General features: G+C 74.4%; 15 protein-coding genes and 1 pseudogene. 6 read left to right on the top strand and 10 right to left on the bottom strand.

Features of this window, described 5'->3' with window-relative positions; translation table 11 throughout:
* Window positions 1–87: 87 nt before the first annotated feature.
* The 7 genes from ACFO3M_RS00980 to ACFO3M_RS00950 all read right to left on the bottom strand — a co-directional run bounded on the left by ACFO3M_RS00980 (window position 88) and on the right by ACFO3M_RS00950 (window position 7001).
* Window positions 88–924, bottom strand: coding sequence for a substrate-binding periplasmic protein (locus ACFO3M_RS00980; RefSeq protein ID WP_387985188.1), 837 nt, complete (start codon window positions 922–924; stop codon window positions 88–90).
* Window positions 925–1004: 80 nt separating this feature from the next.
* Window positions 1005–1661 carry an amino acid ABC transporter permease gene (locus ACFO3M_RS00975; RefSeq protein WP_387985185.1) on the bottom strand — a complete coding sequence of 219 codons (657 nt, stop codon included), beginning with the start codon at window positions 1659–1661 and terminating at the stop codon, window positions 1005–1007.
* Entirely contained in the window at window positions 1658–2296 is a 639-nt protein-coding gene (locus ACFO3M_RS00970; RefSeq protein WP_387985182.1) for an amino acid ABC transporter permease, read from the bottom strand. Before ACFO3M_RS00970 ends, ACFO3M_RS00975 begins: the two co-directional genes overlap by 4 nt.
* Window positions 2296–3060 (bottom strand): amino acid ABC transporter ATP-binding protein, encoded by a 765-nt coding sequence (locus ACFO3M_RS00965; protein ID WP_387985179.1) that lies wholly within the window; start codon window positions 3058–3060, stop codon window positions 2296–2298. Before ACFO3M_RS00965 ends, ACFO3M_RS00970 begins: the two co-directional genes overlap by 1 nt.
* Window positions 3057–4217, bottom strand: a complete 1161-nt coding sequence (locus ACFO3M_RS00960) for an aminotransferase class III-fold pyridoxal phosphate-dependent enzyme (protein ID WP_387985177.1) — start codon at window positions 4215–4217, stop codon at window positions 3057–3059. The genes ACFO3M_RS00965 and ACFO3M_RS00960 overlap by 4 nt, the downstream gene beginning before the upstream one ends.
* A 31-nt stretch (window positions 4218–4248) precedes the next feature.
* On the bottom strand, window positions 4249–5784 hold the full coding sequence (locus ACFO3M_RS00955) for an aldehyde dehydrogenase family protein (RefSeq protein ID WP_387985175.1): 1536 nt from the start codon (window positions 5782–5784) through the stop codon (window positions 4249–4251).
* 38 nt (window positions 5785–5822) lie between these two features.
* Complete coding sequence (locus ACFO3M_RS00950) at window positions 5823–7001, bottom strand: NAD(P)/FAD-dependent oxidoreductase (protein ID WP_387985173.1); 1179 nt, start codon at window positions 6999–7001, stop codon at window positions 5823–5825.
* Window positions 7002–7286: 285 nt separating this feature from the next.
* Here ACFO3M_RS00950 and ACFO3M_RS00945 point away from each other — a divergent pair, with 285 nt between their 5' ends.
* The 5 genes from ACFO3M_RS00945 (at window position 7287) to ACFO3M_RS00925 (ending at window position 12982) form a co-directional block, all read left to right on the top strand.
* A complete protein-coding gene (locus ACFO3M_RS00945) occupies window positions 7287–8147 on the top strand; it encodes an MBL fold metallo-hydrolase (RefSeq protein WP_387985170.1) in 861 nt (286 codons plus the stop codon).
* Between the two features lie 90 nt (window positions 8148–8237).
* Window positions 8238–8987, top strand: a complete 750-nt coding sequence (locus ACFO3M_RS00940) for a FadR/GntR family transcriptional regulator (RefSeq protein ID WP_387985168.1) — start codon at window positions 8238–8240, stop codon at window positions 8985–8987.
* Entirely contained in the window at window positions 8987–9703 is a 717-nt protein-coding gene (locus ACFO3M_RS00935; RefSeq protein ID WP_387985166.1) for a cache domain-containing protein, read from the top strand. The genes ACFO3M_RS00940 and ACFO3M_RS00935 overlap by 1 nt, the downstream gene beginning before the upstream one ends.
* Before the next feature lie 388 nt (window positions 9704–10091).
* A complete protein-coding gene (locus ACFO3M_RS00930; protein WP_387985163.1) occupies window positions 10092–11540 on the top strand; it encodes an APC family permease in 1449 nt (482 codons plus the stop codon).
* On the top strand, window positions 11540–12982 hold the full coding sequence (locus tag ACFO3M_RS00925) for an amidase (protein WP_387985160.1): 1443 nt from the start codon (window positions 11540–11542) through the stop codon (window positions 12980–12982). Before ACFO3M_RS00930 ends, ACFO3M_RS00925 begins: the two co-directional genes overlap by 1 nt.
* Before the next feature lie 376 nt (window positions 12983–13358).
* Here ACFO3M_RS00925 and ACFO3M_RS00920 read toward each other — a convergent pair whose 3' ends face one another.
* The 3 genes from ACFO3M_RS00920 to ACFO3M_RS00910 all read right to left on the bottom strand — a co-directional run bounded on the left by ACFO3M_RS00920 (window position 13359) and on the right by ACFO3M_RS00910 (window position 15592).
* Window positions 13359–14372, bottom strand: a complete 1014-nt coding sequence (locus ACFO3M_RS00920; RefSeq protein ID WP_387985158.1) for an SGNH/GDSL hydrolase family protein — start codon at window positions 14370–14372, stop codon at window positions 13359–13361.
* A 214-nt stretch (window positions 14373–14586) separates the two neighbouring features.
* Complete coding sequence (locus tag ACFO3M_RS00915; protein ID WP_387985156.1) at window positions 14587–14919, bottom strand: branched-chain amino acid transporter permease; 333 nt, start codon at window positions 14917–14919, stop codon at window positions 14587–14589.
* Window positions 14912–15592, bottom strand: coding sequence for an AzlC family ABC transporter permease (locus ACFO3M_RS00910; protein ID WP_387985153.1), 681 nt, complete (start codon window positions 15590–15592; stop codon window positions 14912–14914). The genes ACFO3M_RS00915 and ACFO3M_RS00910 overlap by 8 nt, the downstream gene beginning before the upstream one ends.
* Here ACFO3M_RS00910 and ACFO3M_RS00905 point away from each other — a divergent pair.
* A pseudogene (locus ACFO3M_RS00905) lies at window positions 15504–15725 on the top strand (winged helix-turn-helix transcriptional regulator); the annotation flags it as partial. The gene ACFO3M_RS00910 and the pseudogene ACFO3M_RS00905 sit on opposite strands and share 89 nt — an antisense overlap.
* Between the last annotated feature and the right edge of the window lies 1 nt (window position 15726).

Genomic DNA, 15726 nt, shown 5'->3' with positions numbered 1-15726 from the left:
GACCGGCACGGCACCCCACCGGCAGACGGGGAGGGCCCGTGGCCACGGGTGAGCGCGACCACGGGCCCCTGACCTGCAGGCGGACCGTCAGATCAGCCGGGGGTCGCCCACCTCGGCGGCCGACGCCGGCAGCCCGTTGGCCTCGAGGATCTCGACCAGCGAGCCGTCCGCGCGCATCTGCGTGACGTGCTCGTCGATCGCCGTGGCCAGGGCGTCGTTGCTCGGGTCGAGCAGCAGGCTCGTCTGCGAGGGCTCCTCGGTCGCGGGGACCCGCGGGTCGGTCTCGAGGACCTCGATCCGGAAGTCGGTGCCCTCGGTGGACTGCGCCGCGGCGCCGTAGCCGTCCAGGCCGATGTCCAGGCGCCCGGCGGTCAGGTCCTGGGCGAGGCTGAGCGAGTCGGGGTAGGTCCGCAGGCTGTCGCCGAGCAGCTCGCGCAGCGCGTCGACCCAGAGGTAGCCCTCCACGGTGCCCACCTGCTTGCCGATGAGGTCGTCGACGGTCGAGACGCCGTCGGCCGACATCACGGTGAGCTCGTCGAGGTACACGGGGGCGCTCAGGGTGACCACGTCGCCGCGCGCGGCGGTCCGGTAGAAGCCGCCGACCGCGACGTCGACCCGGCCGGTCTCCACGGCCGGGACCGCGGTGGCGTAGGTGTAGGCCTCGTACTCGATCGTCAGGCACTCGTCGGCGGCGATCTCCTTGAGGATGTCGCTGTCGATGCCCTCGGCCTGGCCGCCCTCCTCGAAGGAGTAGGGCGGGGTGTTGGTCAGGGCGACGGTGAGCACGCCCTCCTCGACCGTCTCGAACTGGTGGGCGGGCTCGCAGTCGGCCGCCACCTCGCCGGCCGGGTCCGATCCGCAGCCCACGAGGGCCACGGCGGAACCGAGGGCGAGGACGGCGGCGCTCAGGCGGTGCGTCTTCACGGTGATCTCCTCAGGACGAACGGGCCCGACGGCGGGATCGCCGTCGCGCTGCGGTGCGGTGGGTGGAGCGGGTGGTGCCGTCAGAGGTGGCGGGACAGCCGCCGTTCTGTGCCGTTGGTCAGCCAGCCGGCGGGGATCGTCACGGCCAGGTAGAGCAGCCCGGCCAGCACGAGGACGTCGAGGTAGCGGAAGGTCGCCGCGCCGATGGAGTAGGCCTGGCTGAGCAGCTCGACGACCGAGATCGTGAAGGTCAGCGACGTGGCCTGGAAGATCAGGATCGCGAAGCCCATGAGCGACGGCAGGGCGATCCGGACCCCCTGCGGGACGATGACGTAGCGGAGCGTGTCCCGGCGCGACATGCCCAGGGCACCGGCCGCCTCGGTCTCCCCGGCCGGCACGGCCTGCAGGCCGCCGCGGAGGATCTCGCTGGTGTAGCCGGCCGTGGTGAGCGACAGCGCCGCGATGGCGGAGACGAAGGCGGTCAGGGACAGCCCGGCCGAGGGCAGCCCGTAGTAGACGAACTGCAGCATGACCAGCGCCGGCGTGCCGCGGCCGATCTCCACCAGGCCGATGGCCGTCCACCGCACCGCCCGGTTGCGCGCCGAGCTGAGCAGGGCGAGCGCCAGGCCGAGCGGCACCCCGATCAGCAGGCTCACCACGGTGAGCTGCAGGCTGGTGAGCAGGCCCTCCAGCAGCCGGGGCAGCCAGTCGCCCCACGAGGTCAGCAGGCCGGTCATCGCGCCACCCGCGCCCGGAGTCGTGCGTCGAGGCCGCGGGACAGCCAGGCCAGCGGCGCGCTGAGCAGGATGTAGACCGCCGCGGCGACGAAGAACGGGGTGAGTCCCGCCCCCATCGACCGGGCGCTCTGCGTGGCCCGGAAAAGGATCTCGGTGACGCCGATCGCCGAGACGATCGTGGAGTCCTTGAGCAGGCTGATCGCGTAGGTGGTCGCGGCGGGCAGCGAGACCCGGAACGCCTGCGGCGCCACGATGCGGACCAGCGTGTCGCTGCCGCCCATCCCCAGCGCCGAGGCGGCCTCCCACTGCCCGCGGTGCACGGCGGACAGCCCACCGCGGTAGATCTCGGCCAGGTAGCCGGCGGAGATGATCCCGAGCCCGATCACCCCGGCCTCGATCGGCTCGAGCCGGATCAGGTCCCTGCCCAGGCCGAAGAAGATGAGGAACAGCCAGACCACCGGCGGGATCCCGCGGACGACGTCGATGACGACGCGGCCCAGCCAGCGGACCGGCGTCACCCGCGACCGCCGGGCCGCCGCCAGGGGCACCGCCAGCACGGCGCCCAGCGCGAACGCCAGGACCGTGACCAGCAGGGTGACCGGCACCCCGAGCAGCACAGCCTCGAGGACGTCCATCAGCGGTCGACCACCGCGCTGAGGAAGCGCCGGGCACGGTCGGTGGCCGGCGTGCGCAGCACCTGCTCGGGGCTGCCCTCCTCGAGGATCGCGCCGTCGGCCATGACCACGACGCGGTCGGCGACGTCGGCCGCGAAGTGGATCTCGTGGGTGACGACGACCATGGTCATGCCGTCGGCGGCCAGCTCGCGCATGACGGCGAGGACCTCCAGGCCCAGCTCCGGGTCCAGCGCGGACGTCGGCTCGTCGAAGAGCATGACCTCCGGGTCGAGGGCCAGGGCGCGGGCGATCGCGACCCGCTGCTGCTGACCGCCGGAGCAGCGGGAGGGGTAGGTGTCGGCCTTGGCGCCGAGGCCCACCCGCTCGAGCAGCTGCCGGGAGCGCTCGTCGGCCTCGGCGCGGCTGCGGCCGAGCACCCGCTCCTGCGGGAGGGAGACGTTGCGCAGCACGGTCATGTGCGGGAACAGGTTGAACGACTGGAAGACCATGCCGACGTTGCGGCGCAGGGCGGCGAGGTCGCGGTGGGAGACGCCGGCGCCGGGCTCGACCGCCCGGCCGACCACCTCGACGCGGCCGGAGTCGGCCCGCTCGAGCAGGTTGATGCAGCGCAGCAGCGTGCTCTTGCCCGACCCGCTGGGGCCGATGATCGCCACGACCTCGCCGCGGGCGACCGACAGCGAGACGTCCTTGACGACCACGAGGTCGCCGAACTGCTTGTGGATCCGGTCGAGGACGACGACGGGTTCCTGCGCCACGGCGCTCACGCGGCCACCTCCACAGCGGCGAGGACGGCGTCGCGGACGGTGTCCACGTCGTCGTCGGTCATCGGGGTCGAGAGGGCGAGCAGGCCGTTGGTGCCGGCCAGCACCCCCCGCTCGTAGAGGCGCCACCAGGTGGCGCCCGGGTCGGGCAGCAGGAGCCGGACCAGCGAGCCCGAGCCGCTGACCGCGACACCGCGGGCGGCGAGCTCCTCCCGCAGCCGGTCGCCGCGGGCGTTGAGGGCGGCCACCTCGTCGGCGCCGAAGAGCCGCAGGGCCGCCGTGCCGGTGCGCATGGTCACCGGGTTGGCGCTGAAGGTGCCGCCCCAGCTGACCGCGCCGTCGGCGAGCGGGCTGAAGGCGTCGAGGACCTCGCGGCGCCCGCCGACGCCGCCCACCGGGAACCCGCCGCCGACGACCTTGCCGACGGTGACCAGGTCGGGTTCGACGCCGTAGCGGCTGTGCAGGCCACCGACCTCCAGCCGCAGGGTGATGACCTCGTCGACGACCAGCAGCGCGCCCGCCCCGCGGGTCAGCGCGGCCACCAGCTCGACGAACGACGGGTCCGCCGGCCGCAGCCCGGCCCGGTTGGGCATGAGGTCGACGAGGACGGCGGCCACCTCGCCGCCCCGGGCCCGCATCAGGTCGGCGAAGGCCCCCGCGTCGCCCTGCGGGAGGGTCACCACGGCCTCGGCCACGCTGCCGGGGACGCCCGGGGCGGTGGGGTCGACGACGGCGTCGTAGGTGCCGTGGTAGCTGCCGGCGAAGCGGACCACCAGGTCGCGGCCGGTGGCCGCGCGGGCGCCGCGCAGCGCCATCATCACGGCCTCGGTGCCGGAGTTGCAGAACCGCCAGCTCGGCAGGCCCACCCGCTCCCGCAGCAGCTCGGCGCAGACCACCTCGGACTCCGTCGGCAACCCGAAGGCGGACCCGGCGGCCACTGCCTCGGTGGCCACCGCGACCAGCTCGGGGTGGGCGTGGCCGTGGATCAGCGCCGTGTAGTTGTTGTTGCAGTCGACGACCTGGTGCCCGGTGGCGTCGGTGACGACGCAGCCGCTGCCGGACACCGCGTACGGCGGGTGCGGCGGCACGAAGAGCGTGCTGCGGGTGTTGCCGCCCGGCATGACGCGGCGGGCGCGGTCCCGGAGCTCGGCGACCGTCACGGTGCCTCCTCGGTCGGTGGGGTCGGGTCGGTCAGCCGGCGACGGTGCGCGACTGCTCGCGCATGAAGCCGGGCAGGTACCAGGGGCCCAGGCCGCCCTTGCCGGACGAGCCGCTGGCCTTCCAGCCGCAGAAGGACTGGATGCCGGGCCAGGCGCCGGTGGTCGCGCCCGCACGCCGGTTGACGTAGACGACGCCGGCCTCGATCTCGTCGAGGAAGCGGTCGACCTCGTCCTGGTCGCCGGTGAAGACGCCGGCCGACAGGCCGTAGTCGACGGCGTTGGCCTCCGCGATCGCCTCGTCGAACCCGTCCACCGCGGTGACGGTGACGAACGGCGCGAACAGCTCCTCGCGGGTCAGCGGGTGGCCCAGCGGCAGGTCGGCGACGACGACCGGGCGGTAGAAGTTGCCGCTGCGCTCCTCGGCGCGGCCGCCGGTGACCACCCGGCCGTCGCGCGCCGCCGCGGCGAGGGCGTCGTCGATGCGGCGGCTGACGGCGTCGTCGGCGACCGGGCCCATGCCGGTGCGCGGGTCGGCCGGGTCGCCGACGACGATCGCCTCGGCCGCCGCGGCGAGCTTGGCGACGAGCTCGTCGGCGACGCGGCGGTCGACGACCACGCGGCGGCAGGCGCTGCACTTCTGGCCCGACAGGCCGAACGCGGAGCGGGCGATGCCGTGCGCGGCGTCGTCGAGGTCGGCGGTGGCGGTGACGATCGCGGGGTTGCTGCCGCCCATCTCGGCGAGCACCGGCCGGGCGTACGCGCCCTGACCCAGCTCGCGGACCAGCTGCCAGCCGACGGCGGCCGAGCCGGTGAAGGCGATCCCGTCGACGGCGGCGCCGGCCAGCTCGCGGCCGGTGTCCGCGCCGCCGTGCACGACGTTCAGCACGCCGGCGGGCAGCGCCGCGCCCAGGATCTCCCACGCCAGCGCCGTGGAGCGCGGCGTCTTGTCCGACGGCTTGGCGACGACGGTGTTGCCGGTGACCAGCGCGGCCGCGGCCATGTTGACGGCCAGGGCGACGGGGAAGTTGAAGGGCGCGATGACGGCGAAGACGCCGAAGGGGCGCAGGACGTCGGTGTTGCGCTCGCCCGGTGCCGACCGCAGGGGGGTGACGAAGCCGTCGTTGCGCTCCATCTCGGCGCAGTAGTGCTCGACGAGGTCGACGGCCTCCTGGGCCTCGGCCAGCGCCTCGAGCCGGGTCTTGCCGGTCTCGGCCGAGACGACGCCGGCGATCTCGGCGGCGCGGTCGGCGAACCCGGCCTTCGCCTGCCGCAGCGCCGCGATGCGGTCCGCGGCGGGCGTCGTCCGCCAGCCCCGGGTCGCGGCGCGGGCGGCGGCCACGGCGTCGGCGACCACGGCGCTGTCGGCGGTGCGCGCGGTGGCGACCACGGTCCCGGGCGCGCAGGGGTCCTCGCGGGTGAACGTCGCGCCGCGCTCGTCGGGCCGCCCGGCGATGACGTGGGCGAGCACCTCGCTGCCCTTGCGGGCCTCGGCGAGGGCGGCCTCGAAGCGGGCGTCGAGGTCGGCGTCGCCGAGGTCGGTCGATCCGTAGTCGAGCTTGGTGGTCACCGGGACTCTCCTTGCGTGCGGGGGATCGGACGGGGCGGTCAGGGGGCCTGGGTGGCGGCCGGCGCCGCCGGCGCCAGACGGGCCGGGTCCCAGCCCGGGTCGGTGGCGGCGAAGGTCGGCTCGGGGACGCCGACGAGCGCCTCGGCGGCGACCCGGCCGATGGCGGGGGCGAGCTGGATGCCGTTGCCGCCGCCGCCGACGGCGCAGACGACGTCGGCGCGGGAGGGGTGGCGCCCGACGATCGGCCGGTGGTCGGGCGTCATCGGGTAGAGACCGGTCCAGCTGCGCCCGATCGCCGCGCCGTCGGTGTCGGCGAGTCGCTCGGTCAGCCGCTCGACGAGCTCCTCCAGGAAGGCGTCGTCGACCCGGCCGAGGGGCACGTCGGGCGAGACGGCGTCGGCGACCGCCTCCTCCACGTGCAGCCCCGCGATGAGCTGGTCGGCGCGCTCGGAGCGGAAGTAGACGCCGGCCCGTCCGGACCCGGGCACGTAGTCCATGACGAAGGGCAGCAGCGGGGTGAGCGGCTCGGTCAGCTCGATGGTCACCGCGCCGTGCAGCTGCGGGACCAGCGGCACCGGCGCCCCGAGCAGGTCGCCGACCGCGCCCGCCCACGGGCCCGCGGCGTTGACCACGACGTCGGCCTCGACCGTCCGGCGGGGGGTCCGCAGCGTCCACCCGCCCGACGACGCCTCGGCGCCGACCAGCCGCTCGTTCGTCAGGACCCGCCCGCCCCGCTCCCGGACGAGCCGGGCGGCCAGCGTGCAGTACTCGTAGCCGTCGATGTGCCCGTCCGAGGGGCCGAAGAGCCCGCCGACGAGGTCGTCGACCACCAGGTGCGGCCACCGCCGGGCGATCTCGGCCGGGGTCAGGACCTCGGCGTCGGGCACGCCGGCGGCGCGCTGCCGCTCGATGCTGCGCCCGTAGGCGTCGAGGTCCGCCGCGCTGCGGGCGGTGCGCAGGTAGCCGCCGCGGACGAAGGTCAGCCCGTGGTCGCGTTCCAGGCGGTCGTAGTGGCGACGGCCGTGCGCCCGGACCGCGATGTCGGCGGCCTCGACGTACTGGGTCTCGACCATGCCGACGGACAGCCCGGACGACCCGTCGCCGGGGTGGCCGGCGTCGAGGACGACCACGTCCCCGACGCCGAGGTCCTGCAGCTCCGTGGCGGTGGACAGCCCGCAGACCCCGGCGCCGATCACCGCGACACGGACATCACTCACGTCGAACTCCTCGGAGTCAGCAGGGCCTCAGCGGGGGAACCTCGTCCAGCGGCCGCGTGGGTGTCCGGCCTGCTGTCGCTGCGGGTGGACGTCGGACCGGGTCGTCGGCCGGAGGTCCACCTCGGCGTGCGGGTAAACATATAGCCCTGTCGGTTTGAGTCAACGGTCGTCGGCCGGGCGGTTACCGGATCGTGTTCTGCGGGGGTCCGACCGGTGCCCGACGCCGCGAGGGGGTGCACTGCACGCATGGGTCCAGGTGCTGATCACGACGTCCGGTACGGGGGCGTGACCGTCCTCGCGTCCCCGGAGGGCGGCCGCTATCCCTGCGGCAACTCGCTGCTGGTCTCCGGGTCCGAGGCCACCGTCCTCGTCGACCCCTCCCTCGAGGTCTCGCGCCGCGGGCGGGCCACGGGGGCGGTCGACCTGGTGGCGGTGAGCCACGGCCACGAGGACCACGTCTCCGGGCTGCACGTCTTCCCCGAGGTGCCCGCCCTGGTGCACCCGGCCGACGCCCCGGCGGTCCGGGACCCGGAGGTCCTCCTCTCGGGCTTCGGGATGGCCGGCCCGGAGGCGGCGGAGTTCCGCGCGACCCTGCGCGACACCTTCTCCCTCGTCGGCCACGCGGACGTCCGGCCCGTCGCGGACGGTGAGGTGATCGACCTCGGCGGCCGGTCGCTGACCGTCGTCCACCTCCCCGGGCACACCGCGGGCCACTGCGGCTTCCTCGTCGAGCCGGACGGCTTCCTCTTCACCGGCGACATCGACCTGACGTCCTTCGGTCCGTACTACGGCGACGTCGGCAGCGACCTGGACGCCTTCGAGGCCTCCCTGGCGCGGCTCCGGGACGTCGAGGCCCGCTGGTACGGCACCGCGCACCAGCGCGGGGTCGTCGAGGGCCGGACGGAGTTCCTCGCCCGGCTCGACGAGTTCGCCGCGGTGATCGGCCGCCGCGACGAGGCGCTCCTCGCGATGCTGGCCGAGCCGCTGACGGTGGCCGACGTCGTCGCCCGGCGGCTGGTGTACCGCCCCCATGTCCAGCTGCCCTTCGTGGCCGCCGTCGAGCGCCGGACGGCCGAGCTGCACCTCGAACGCCTGCGGCGGGCGGGACGGGTGCGTGAGGACGACGGTGTCTTCCGGGCCGTCTAGTCCCGCGTCCGACGACCGGTCCGGCCCGGCCGGGCCGACTAGGGTGGCCGCCGGGATCGGCGTCCGCGACGCCACGGGACCGGAGGTGACGTGCGCACCGATCTGCTGTCGACGCTGACGCGGCGGGTGCTGTTCGCGCCGCTGGCCGACCAGGGCCGGGCGGACGTCGTGGCGGTCCGGCTGCGCACCGCCATCACCCTCGGGGTGCTCGCCGAGGGCGAGCAGCTGCCGGCCGAGGCCGACCTCGCGGCGCAGTTCAACATCTCCCCGGTGACCCTCCGGGAGGCCCTCACCCAGCTGCGGGACCAGGGGCTGGTCACCACCAAGCGCGGCCGCGGGGGCGGCACCGTCGTCACCGCCGGGCGGCCGGACCAGCTCCGTGCGGCGGCGGAGCAGGCCCGACCGCTGTCCGGTCTGGACCTGCGCGACCTGGCCGACTGGCGGCGCGCCGTCGCGGCGGAGTCCGCGGCGCTCGCCGCCCGCCGGGCCTCCGCCGAGAACGTCGCCCTGCTCGAGCGGGGCAGCGATCGGCTGTCCACCGCCGGCGACGAGGTGGAGGCACGCCGGGCCGACAGCCGCTTCCTCATCGAGCTGGCGGCGGCGGCGCAGTCGGTGCGGCTGAGCACGAGCATGATCGGTCTGCAGGTGGAGTACGCGCCGTTGCTGACCCTCGCGTACGTGGACACAGGTGTGAGGTCGACCGTGTCGCAGTTGTTCGAGGCCACCGTCCGCGCCGTCCGCGACGCGGAGCCCGACGTGGCCCGCGGGTGCGTGGTCCGGGCGGTCGACCACGTGGCCGGGCGGGTCGCGGAGCTGCGGACCCGCGGGTGGGCCGTCTGATGGCCGGCACGGCGCCGGCGTCCGCCGACGGTGCGCTGCGGGACGCCGCCGCCGGTGTCGTCGAGCTGACCGCCCCGGTCTTCGGCGACCTGACCGGGCTCGGGGAGACGGCCGCCCGGCGGCTCGACCTCACCCGGCACCCGGTCTTCGGTGAACCGCGGGCCTGGGACGCCCTCGAGCCCGACGTGGGCGCGATGCTCCGGAACCGGGCGCTGGTCACCGGGGCCGGCCTGGCGGTCCGCCCGCCGACCGAGTCGGGGGCCGGGGTGCCCTCGATGGCCTGGTGGGTCATCCGGGACGGCGAGGTCCGCGTCAAGCAACACGTCCTCAACCCCAGGTCCGACTCCTTCTACGACGTCCCCCGGGCCCGCTGGTTCCGCGTGCCCTACGCCAGCGGGGCGCCCACGCTGCTCTCCCCGTACGTCGACAGCTGGGGCACCGACGACGTCACGATGACCGCGGCCGTGCCGCTCACCGTGGGCGGCGAGACGCTGGGCGTGGTGGCCGCCGACCTCGACGTCCGCGCCTTCCTCGACGCCGTCGAGCGACTGCTCGTGGCGGCGGGTGCCACCGCCCTGCTCGACGAGGAGGACCGGGTCATCACCGCGATCCACCCGCAGCTGGAGACCGGCTCGAGGTTGGCCGCCACGGAGGTGGGCCCGGTCGCGGCGCGCGCCGGGATCGCGCAGTTTGGCTGGGCCGTCGTCCGTCTCTGACCGCCGGAGTCATCGGTCTCGCTGCTCCAGAGTCGTCCCTGGCCTGGAGTCCCCGACGCGTCACGGGAAGCGCGGCGGTCGCCGGCTGCGGGTCCCGCTCGTCACCGGAGGGTCGGGCGGGGGCACGACCATCGCTGGTGTCGTCGCGGACGTCATGAGTGGGACGGGACCGGAGCGGCAGCCACGGGATCCCTGCTCCTGGGAAGCGACGGTGACCTCCGGCGTTCGGCGCGGGGCTGGTCGAGGCGCGGGTGTGACAACTCGCCGAGTCGCACCCTTGCCAACAAAACCGACAGCACTGTAGGTATTACAGCCGCGTCCAGGCCGCGTGACCTCCACCACTCGACGGCGGGTCATCCGCCGCCTCCTCACTACGGATTGAGAACCCATGAGCACGAAGCACGAACCGACGGGCCTGAGGGCCAACTCCGTGCGCACGCCAGGCTTGATCGCACAGTCACTGGGGGCTGACGAGCCGCAGCTGTCCGCGGTCGTCGTGGTCGCGTCCGTCGCACTGTTCGCCGGGGGAGCGACCCCCGCCGCCCTGCTCATCGCCGCGATCGGGATCGCCGGCTTCCTCTACCTCGTGGCGAAGTTCTCCGCCGTCGTGGGCGATGCGGGTGGTCTCTACACCATCGCGACCGAGGGGCTGGGGCGGCGGGCGGGCGCGGTGACCGGCTGGTTCATGGTGTACGGCCTGGTGCTCATCGTGCCGTCGCTCTTCATCGCCGCGGCCTTCCTGACCCAGGCTTTCTTCGCCGCCGTGACCCCCGGCATGACGGCGTTGAGCGGTCAGTGGATCTGGTGGGCGGTCGTCCTGACGACGGTTGGGCTCTTCGTCGTCTTCCGCGGCGTCACGGTCTCGGTCACGCTCCTGCTGGCCATGACCTTCCTCGGTCTGACAGCCCTGCTGGTGTTCGACCTGGCGATCCTGTTGCAGGGTGGCCTCGAGGGCATCGCCTGGGGTTCGCTCCTGCCGTGGAACCTGGGTGGGATCGGTGCCACAGCGCTGTTCGCTGCGCTCGGCCTGGCCGTTTACACCTTCGGCGGCCTCGAGGGCTCGGTCTACCTCGCAGAGGAGGCCGAGGCACCGACCCGCACGGTGCCCAGAGCCGTCCTCATCTCCGGCGGGATCGCCAGCGGCTTCTTCATCCTGACCGCCCTGGCAGTCGTCAGCGGCTACGGGACCGAGCGAGTGGGCGAGGAGTGGGGCACCAAGGTCAGCGGCGTCCTCCTCGAGCTCTCGGACATCTACCTCTTCCCCGGCTACGGGCAGTTCCTCCTCGCCATGGTCGCCCTGTCGGGTTTCTCGGTCGCGATCGCCAACGCCAACAGCACGGTGCGGTTGCTCTACAGCTGGGCTCAGAAGGGCCTGCTGCCTCGGTCCCTGGCGCGCAGCCACCCGACCCATCGCACCCCGCACGTCGCGACCGCGGTGGTCGCCGTCGCCGTCGCCGTCGCCGTCGTGTTCTTCTTCGCGTGGCAGGGTGGATCGGCCGCGGGTGCCTTCAACTCGTTCACCTGGCTGTCGCTCGCCGGGGTCTTCGGTGAGATCCTCGCGTACCTCATGGTGGGAGTCGCCGGCTTCGTGTACGGACGGCGCCACGGCAAGGGGCTCCTCTTCACCTACGTCGCGCCGATCCTCTGCGTCACGGTCATGGGGCTGGCGCTCGTCACCTACTTCGTGCCGGCGCCACCGGTCGCGCCGTTCACGTGGACTCCGGTGGTAGGCGCCGGCCTCGCGCTCGTCGGTGGCATCTACGCCGTCCGTGCGTCGACGCGGGAGGAGCGCGGGGAAGCGCTGCCCACCACCCTCCCCGTGCAGGAGTCGGCCTGATGGATCTCGCTGCCTACGCCGCACTCGACGGCACCGGACTCGCCGAGGCCGTTCGCGCCGGATCGGTGTCAGCGGGCGAACTGGTCGAGACGGCGCACCGAGCGGCGAACGGGACTGCCGGCACCGTCGGTGCGGTCGCGGAGTTCTACACCGACCGGCTGGAGCAGGTGACCGAGGTCGACGCCGGGCTCCCGTTCGCCGGGGTGCCGATCATGATGAAGGACGTCGGCTTCCACGAGCGCGGGCGGTCGGCCACCTGCGGCAGTGCACTGCTCGAGGGCGTGATGGCCGCGGAGGACAGCGAGCTCATGCGGCGGCTCCGTGCCGCGGGCGTCACCAGCGTGGGGCGGACCACCGCCTCCGAGTTCGCGATCATGGCGACGGTCGAGACCCGCGCGTACGGGATCACCCGCAACCCGTGGGACGGCAGCCGCATCGCCGGGGGATCCAGCGGTGGGGCCGCGGCCGCCGTCGCCGCGGGGATCGTCCCCGTGGCCCACGGCAACGACGGCGGCGGATCCATCCGCATGCCCGCCGCCTGCTGCGGAGTCGTGGGTATGAAGCCCAGTCGCGGCCGGGTGTCGTCCGCGCCGTGGCGACGACCCGTCGGTGACCTGGTCTACGAGTTCGTCCTGACCAGGTCCGTGCGTGATTCCGCACGCATGCTCGACGTCCTGGCCGGCCCGGACCCGGACGTCACCCACGGCCTCCCCACACCCGAGGCCGGTTACGCCGGTTGCCTGGAACGACCGTCGGAGCCGTTGCGCATCGGGTACACGCTCGAGCGCATGGACGGCCGCCCCACCGACCCGGAGGTGCGGGCCGGTGTGGAACGCGCGGTCGAGCTGTGCGCGGCCCTCGGTCACGAGATGGTCGAGTGCCGTCCGGAGCTGCCGTATGAGAGCTATGTCGAGGCCACCCTCGCCGTCTGGGGTCTCGAGACGGCCATCGCAGTAGACGAGGCCGCGCTGGCCAGCGGTCGGCCGGCGGACGACGAGCATCTCGAGGGCCTGACCCTCGCCTGGGCGGAGCACGGAAGACGGCTCACGCCGTTGCGTCTTGGGCGGGCGCTCGACGTCCTCGACGACGTCCGCCGGCGGATGAACCGCTTCATGGCCGGATTCGACGCCTACGTCAGCTCGACCCTGCCCGTACTGCCCCCACCACTCGGCACCTACGACCCGGATCTCGACGTCCCGGCGGAGTGGTACTACGGCAGCCCCGTCGGGCAGCTGGAGGTGACGACCATGGTCTTCAACTGCTCGGGGCAACCGGCGATCTCCATCCCGCTCGAGGTCTCGGTGGAGGGCCTGCCGATCGGCATCCACCTCGCTGCTCCCCATGGGCGCGACGACACCGTGCTGCAGTTGGCGGCGGATCTGGAGCGAGCGGCTCCCTGGCGGCACCGGCTCCCACCCGTCCACGTGTCACGGATCGGCTGAGGCGCTCGCCTGCCCGACTGCGCGCGCAGTCCTGACCCAGCGGGGGTCCGAGAACCATGGGCCCGGGCACCGCTCAGGGGTCGGCTGCAGCACTGACCGGACCGCACGTCCGGCCCGTCCCGGGCCGGTCGGACCCCCCGTGCCCGTCAGCGACCGGGGTGGCAGCCATCGCGTCCGCGGGTCGAGCGAGGCTCTCCCAGAACGAGGGAAGGGCCCGCGACCTCGATCGCGGGACCTTCCCTCGTGCTCGAGCGGGTGTCCGAGCTCGGGGCGTCCTGTACGGCCGTCTCGGGACACGAGGACGCGACCGCTTCCTTCGGTTCCCGCAGGCAGGGAGGCCCGGCGCCCGGATGGGGCCGGGCCTCCCCGGGGGTGCTCAGACGTGCCAGGCGGCGGCCGCCTCGTCGTGCACGAAGCCGGCGATGAGCTCCCGGGTGGCGGCCGTGAAGTGGCCGTAGCCGGCGAAGGCGTACGTCCGGTCCGCGTCCGGGGTGACCCAGGCGTCCGGCCCGCAGGAGAACCCGGCGTTCGTGCACGCGTCGCCGTCCACGACCTCGAAGCCGTACTCGGCGGGGGAGGCCTCGACGTCGGCGAACAGGCCGGCCACGTCCACCAGCCGGACCCGGCGGTCCTCGGGGAGCGCCTCGGCCAGCGCCAGGTTGAAGGTGGTGGTGAGCGCCCCGGCCAGTGCGTTGCCCCCCGCCTGGATGCCGGGCCCCTCGGCGGTGATCCCGAGGTCGATCATGTTGAGCACCGCCACCCGCTTGGCCCCGGCGGCCAGGACGTCCGCGACCAGGTCCGCCTCGCGCCGGGCCACCGCCACAACCTCGTCGGTCGCCTGCTCGATCTCCTCGCCGGTGAGGTCCCCGACGACGAAGCGTGCGGCCTGCTCCTCGTCACCGGCCAGGTAGGTGAGGATGTCGTTGCCGCCCGCCCAGACGGTGACGAGCTGGTGGCTGTCGAAGGAGCCGTGCTCGTCCAGGAACGCCTCCAGCTGGGCGGTCATGGGGCGGGGCGTGCCGTCCGGGTCGTCGGTGATCGGCGCGACGAAGGCCCCGCCCTCGGCGTAGTTCAGGCCGCCGACGGTCTCCTCGGAGAGGACCGCGCCGTCCTCGCCCTGCGTCACGAGGCGGTTGACCTCCTGGTCGGCCCCGTACTCGGCGGCGAGCAGCTGCGGCCAGGCCTCACCCGGCGTCGTCCCGAAGACGTAGCCGAACGTGCCGGCGTCCGACCAGCTGTCCCCGAACGACACGACCTCGCGGACGGGGCCGGTCGGCTGGTCCCCCGGCCTGTTGCCCGGTGCCGCCGCCGCGGCTGAGGAGGCGCAGACGGTCGGGACCAGGACGGCGGCGAGCACGGCCGCGCGGGCGGAACGGCGGGCGGTGGGCATGGGTGACCTCCGGGCGAGCGTTGGGTGGGGCAGTGAACCTATAGCGCTGTCGTTTTTATGGTCAACGCATCGCCGGGACGTCGCCGACGGGTGTCCGGACGGGGCGGCGGTGCCCGTCGACGGTCGGGGCCCGGCCGTGCCCCGGGGGGGCGTCCGACCGGGTCGGCAGGACGGCGGGCGCCGGACCGGCCGGCGGGGGCTGCGGCGGACGGCCTCAGGCGCCGGCGAGCAGGGTGGCGAGGGTGACGTGCACGGCGGTGCCGACGGCGATGCTGAGCAGCACGTGCCCCCGCCACAGGTGCAGCCCGACGGTGACCGCGACGGCGACGACGAACGGCGGCGCGGCGACCACCGAGCCGGTCGGGACGTCCCGCAGCGTGTGGGCGGCGAGGATGCACAGGACGCCCAGCGGCACGTGCCGGCGCAGGGTGGCGACGACGGCGCTGTCGTGCACGGGTGCCAGCACGGCGAACGGTGCGGCGCGCAGCGTCCAGGTCACCGCGGCGGACAGGCCGACGACGACGGCGACGTAGCCGGGCTCAGGCACGGCGGGCCCCGCTCCCGGGTCGGCGGCCGGTCGGGCGGCGCGCGCGCCGGCGGCCGGCGCCGTGGCGCAGGAGCAGCAGTGCGGTGAAGCCGGCGTAGGCGGCCGGCAGCGCCTGCCCGGGCAGCAGGACCATTGCGCCCAGGGCGCAGGCCAGCGCCACCACCGCGGTGCGCAGGTCCGGCTGCGCCCGGTAGGCGTCGACGGCCAGCACGGTGAACAGGGCGGACAGCGCGAAGTCCAGGCCGTGCAGGGAGTCCAGCGGCAGGACGTCGCCGAGCAGGCCGCCGAGGGTCGCGCCGGTGACCCAGGAGGCGTGCAGGACGACCTGCAGGCTGACGATCCGGGTGCTCGACCACCGCTGCGCGTCGGGGCCGGTGGTGAACGCGTGGGCCTCGTCGGTGAGCGCGGACGTGCCGTAGGTGCGGGCGACCGGTCCGCGCAACCGGTGCAGCGGGAAGGACAGCGCGTAGAACACGTGCCGGCAGTTGACCACGGCCGCCGTCACCGCCACCTGCGCCAGGGGCGCCGCCGCGGCCACCATCCCGACCAGCAGGAACTCCAGCGACCCGGCGAAGACGACGGCGCTGAAGACCGTCGCCCACCACCACGCCAGGCCGGAGTGGAGCACGAGCAGGCCGAACGCGACGCCGAGCGGGATCATCCCCAGCGCCACCGGTGCCGCCAGGCGGACCCCGGCACGGACCTCGGCGCGCCGACCCGGCGGGGACTGCGGCAGCGGCCGGGAGGAGGTCGGCCTCGCCCCGCCGCCGTGCCTGCGCCGGGTCAAGCGGCTCGAGGCCGAGGGGG

It is taken from the genome of Geodermatophilus arenarius (genome assembly GCF_042654585.1).
In the GTDB taxonomy this organism is placed as follows: domain Bacteria; phylum Actinomycetota; class Actinomycetes; order Mycobacteriales; family Geodermatophilaceae; genus Geodermatophilus; species Geodermatophilus arenarius.
The sequence above is the reverse complement of the archived record's forward strand: the minus strand, read 5'-3'. Positions and strand labels throughout refer to the sequence as shown.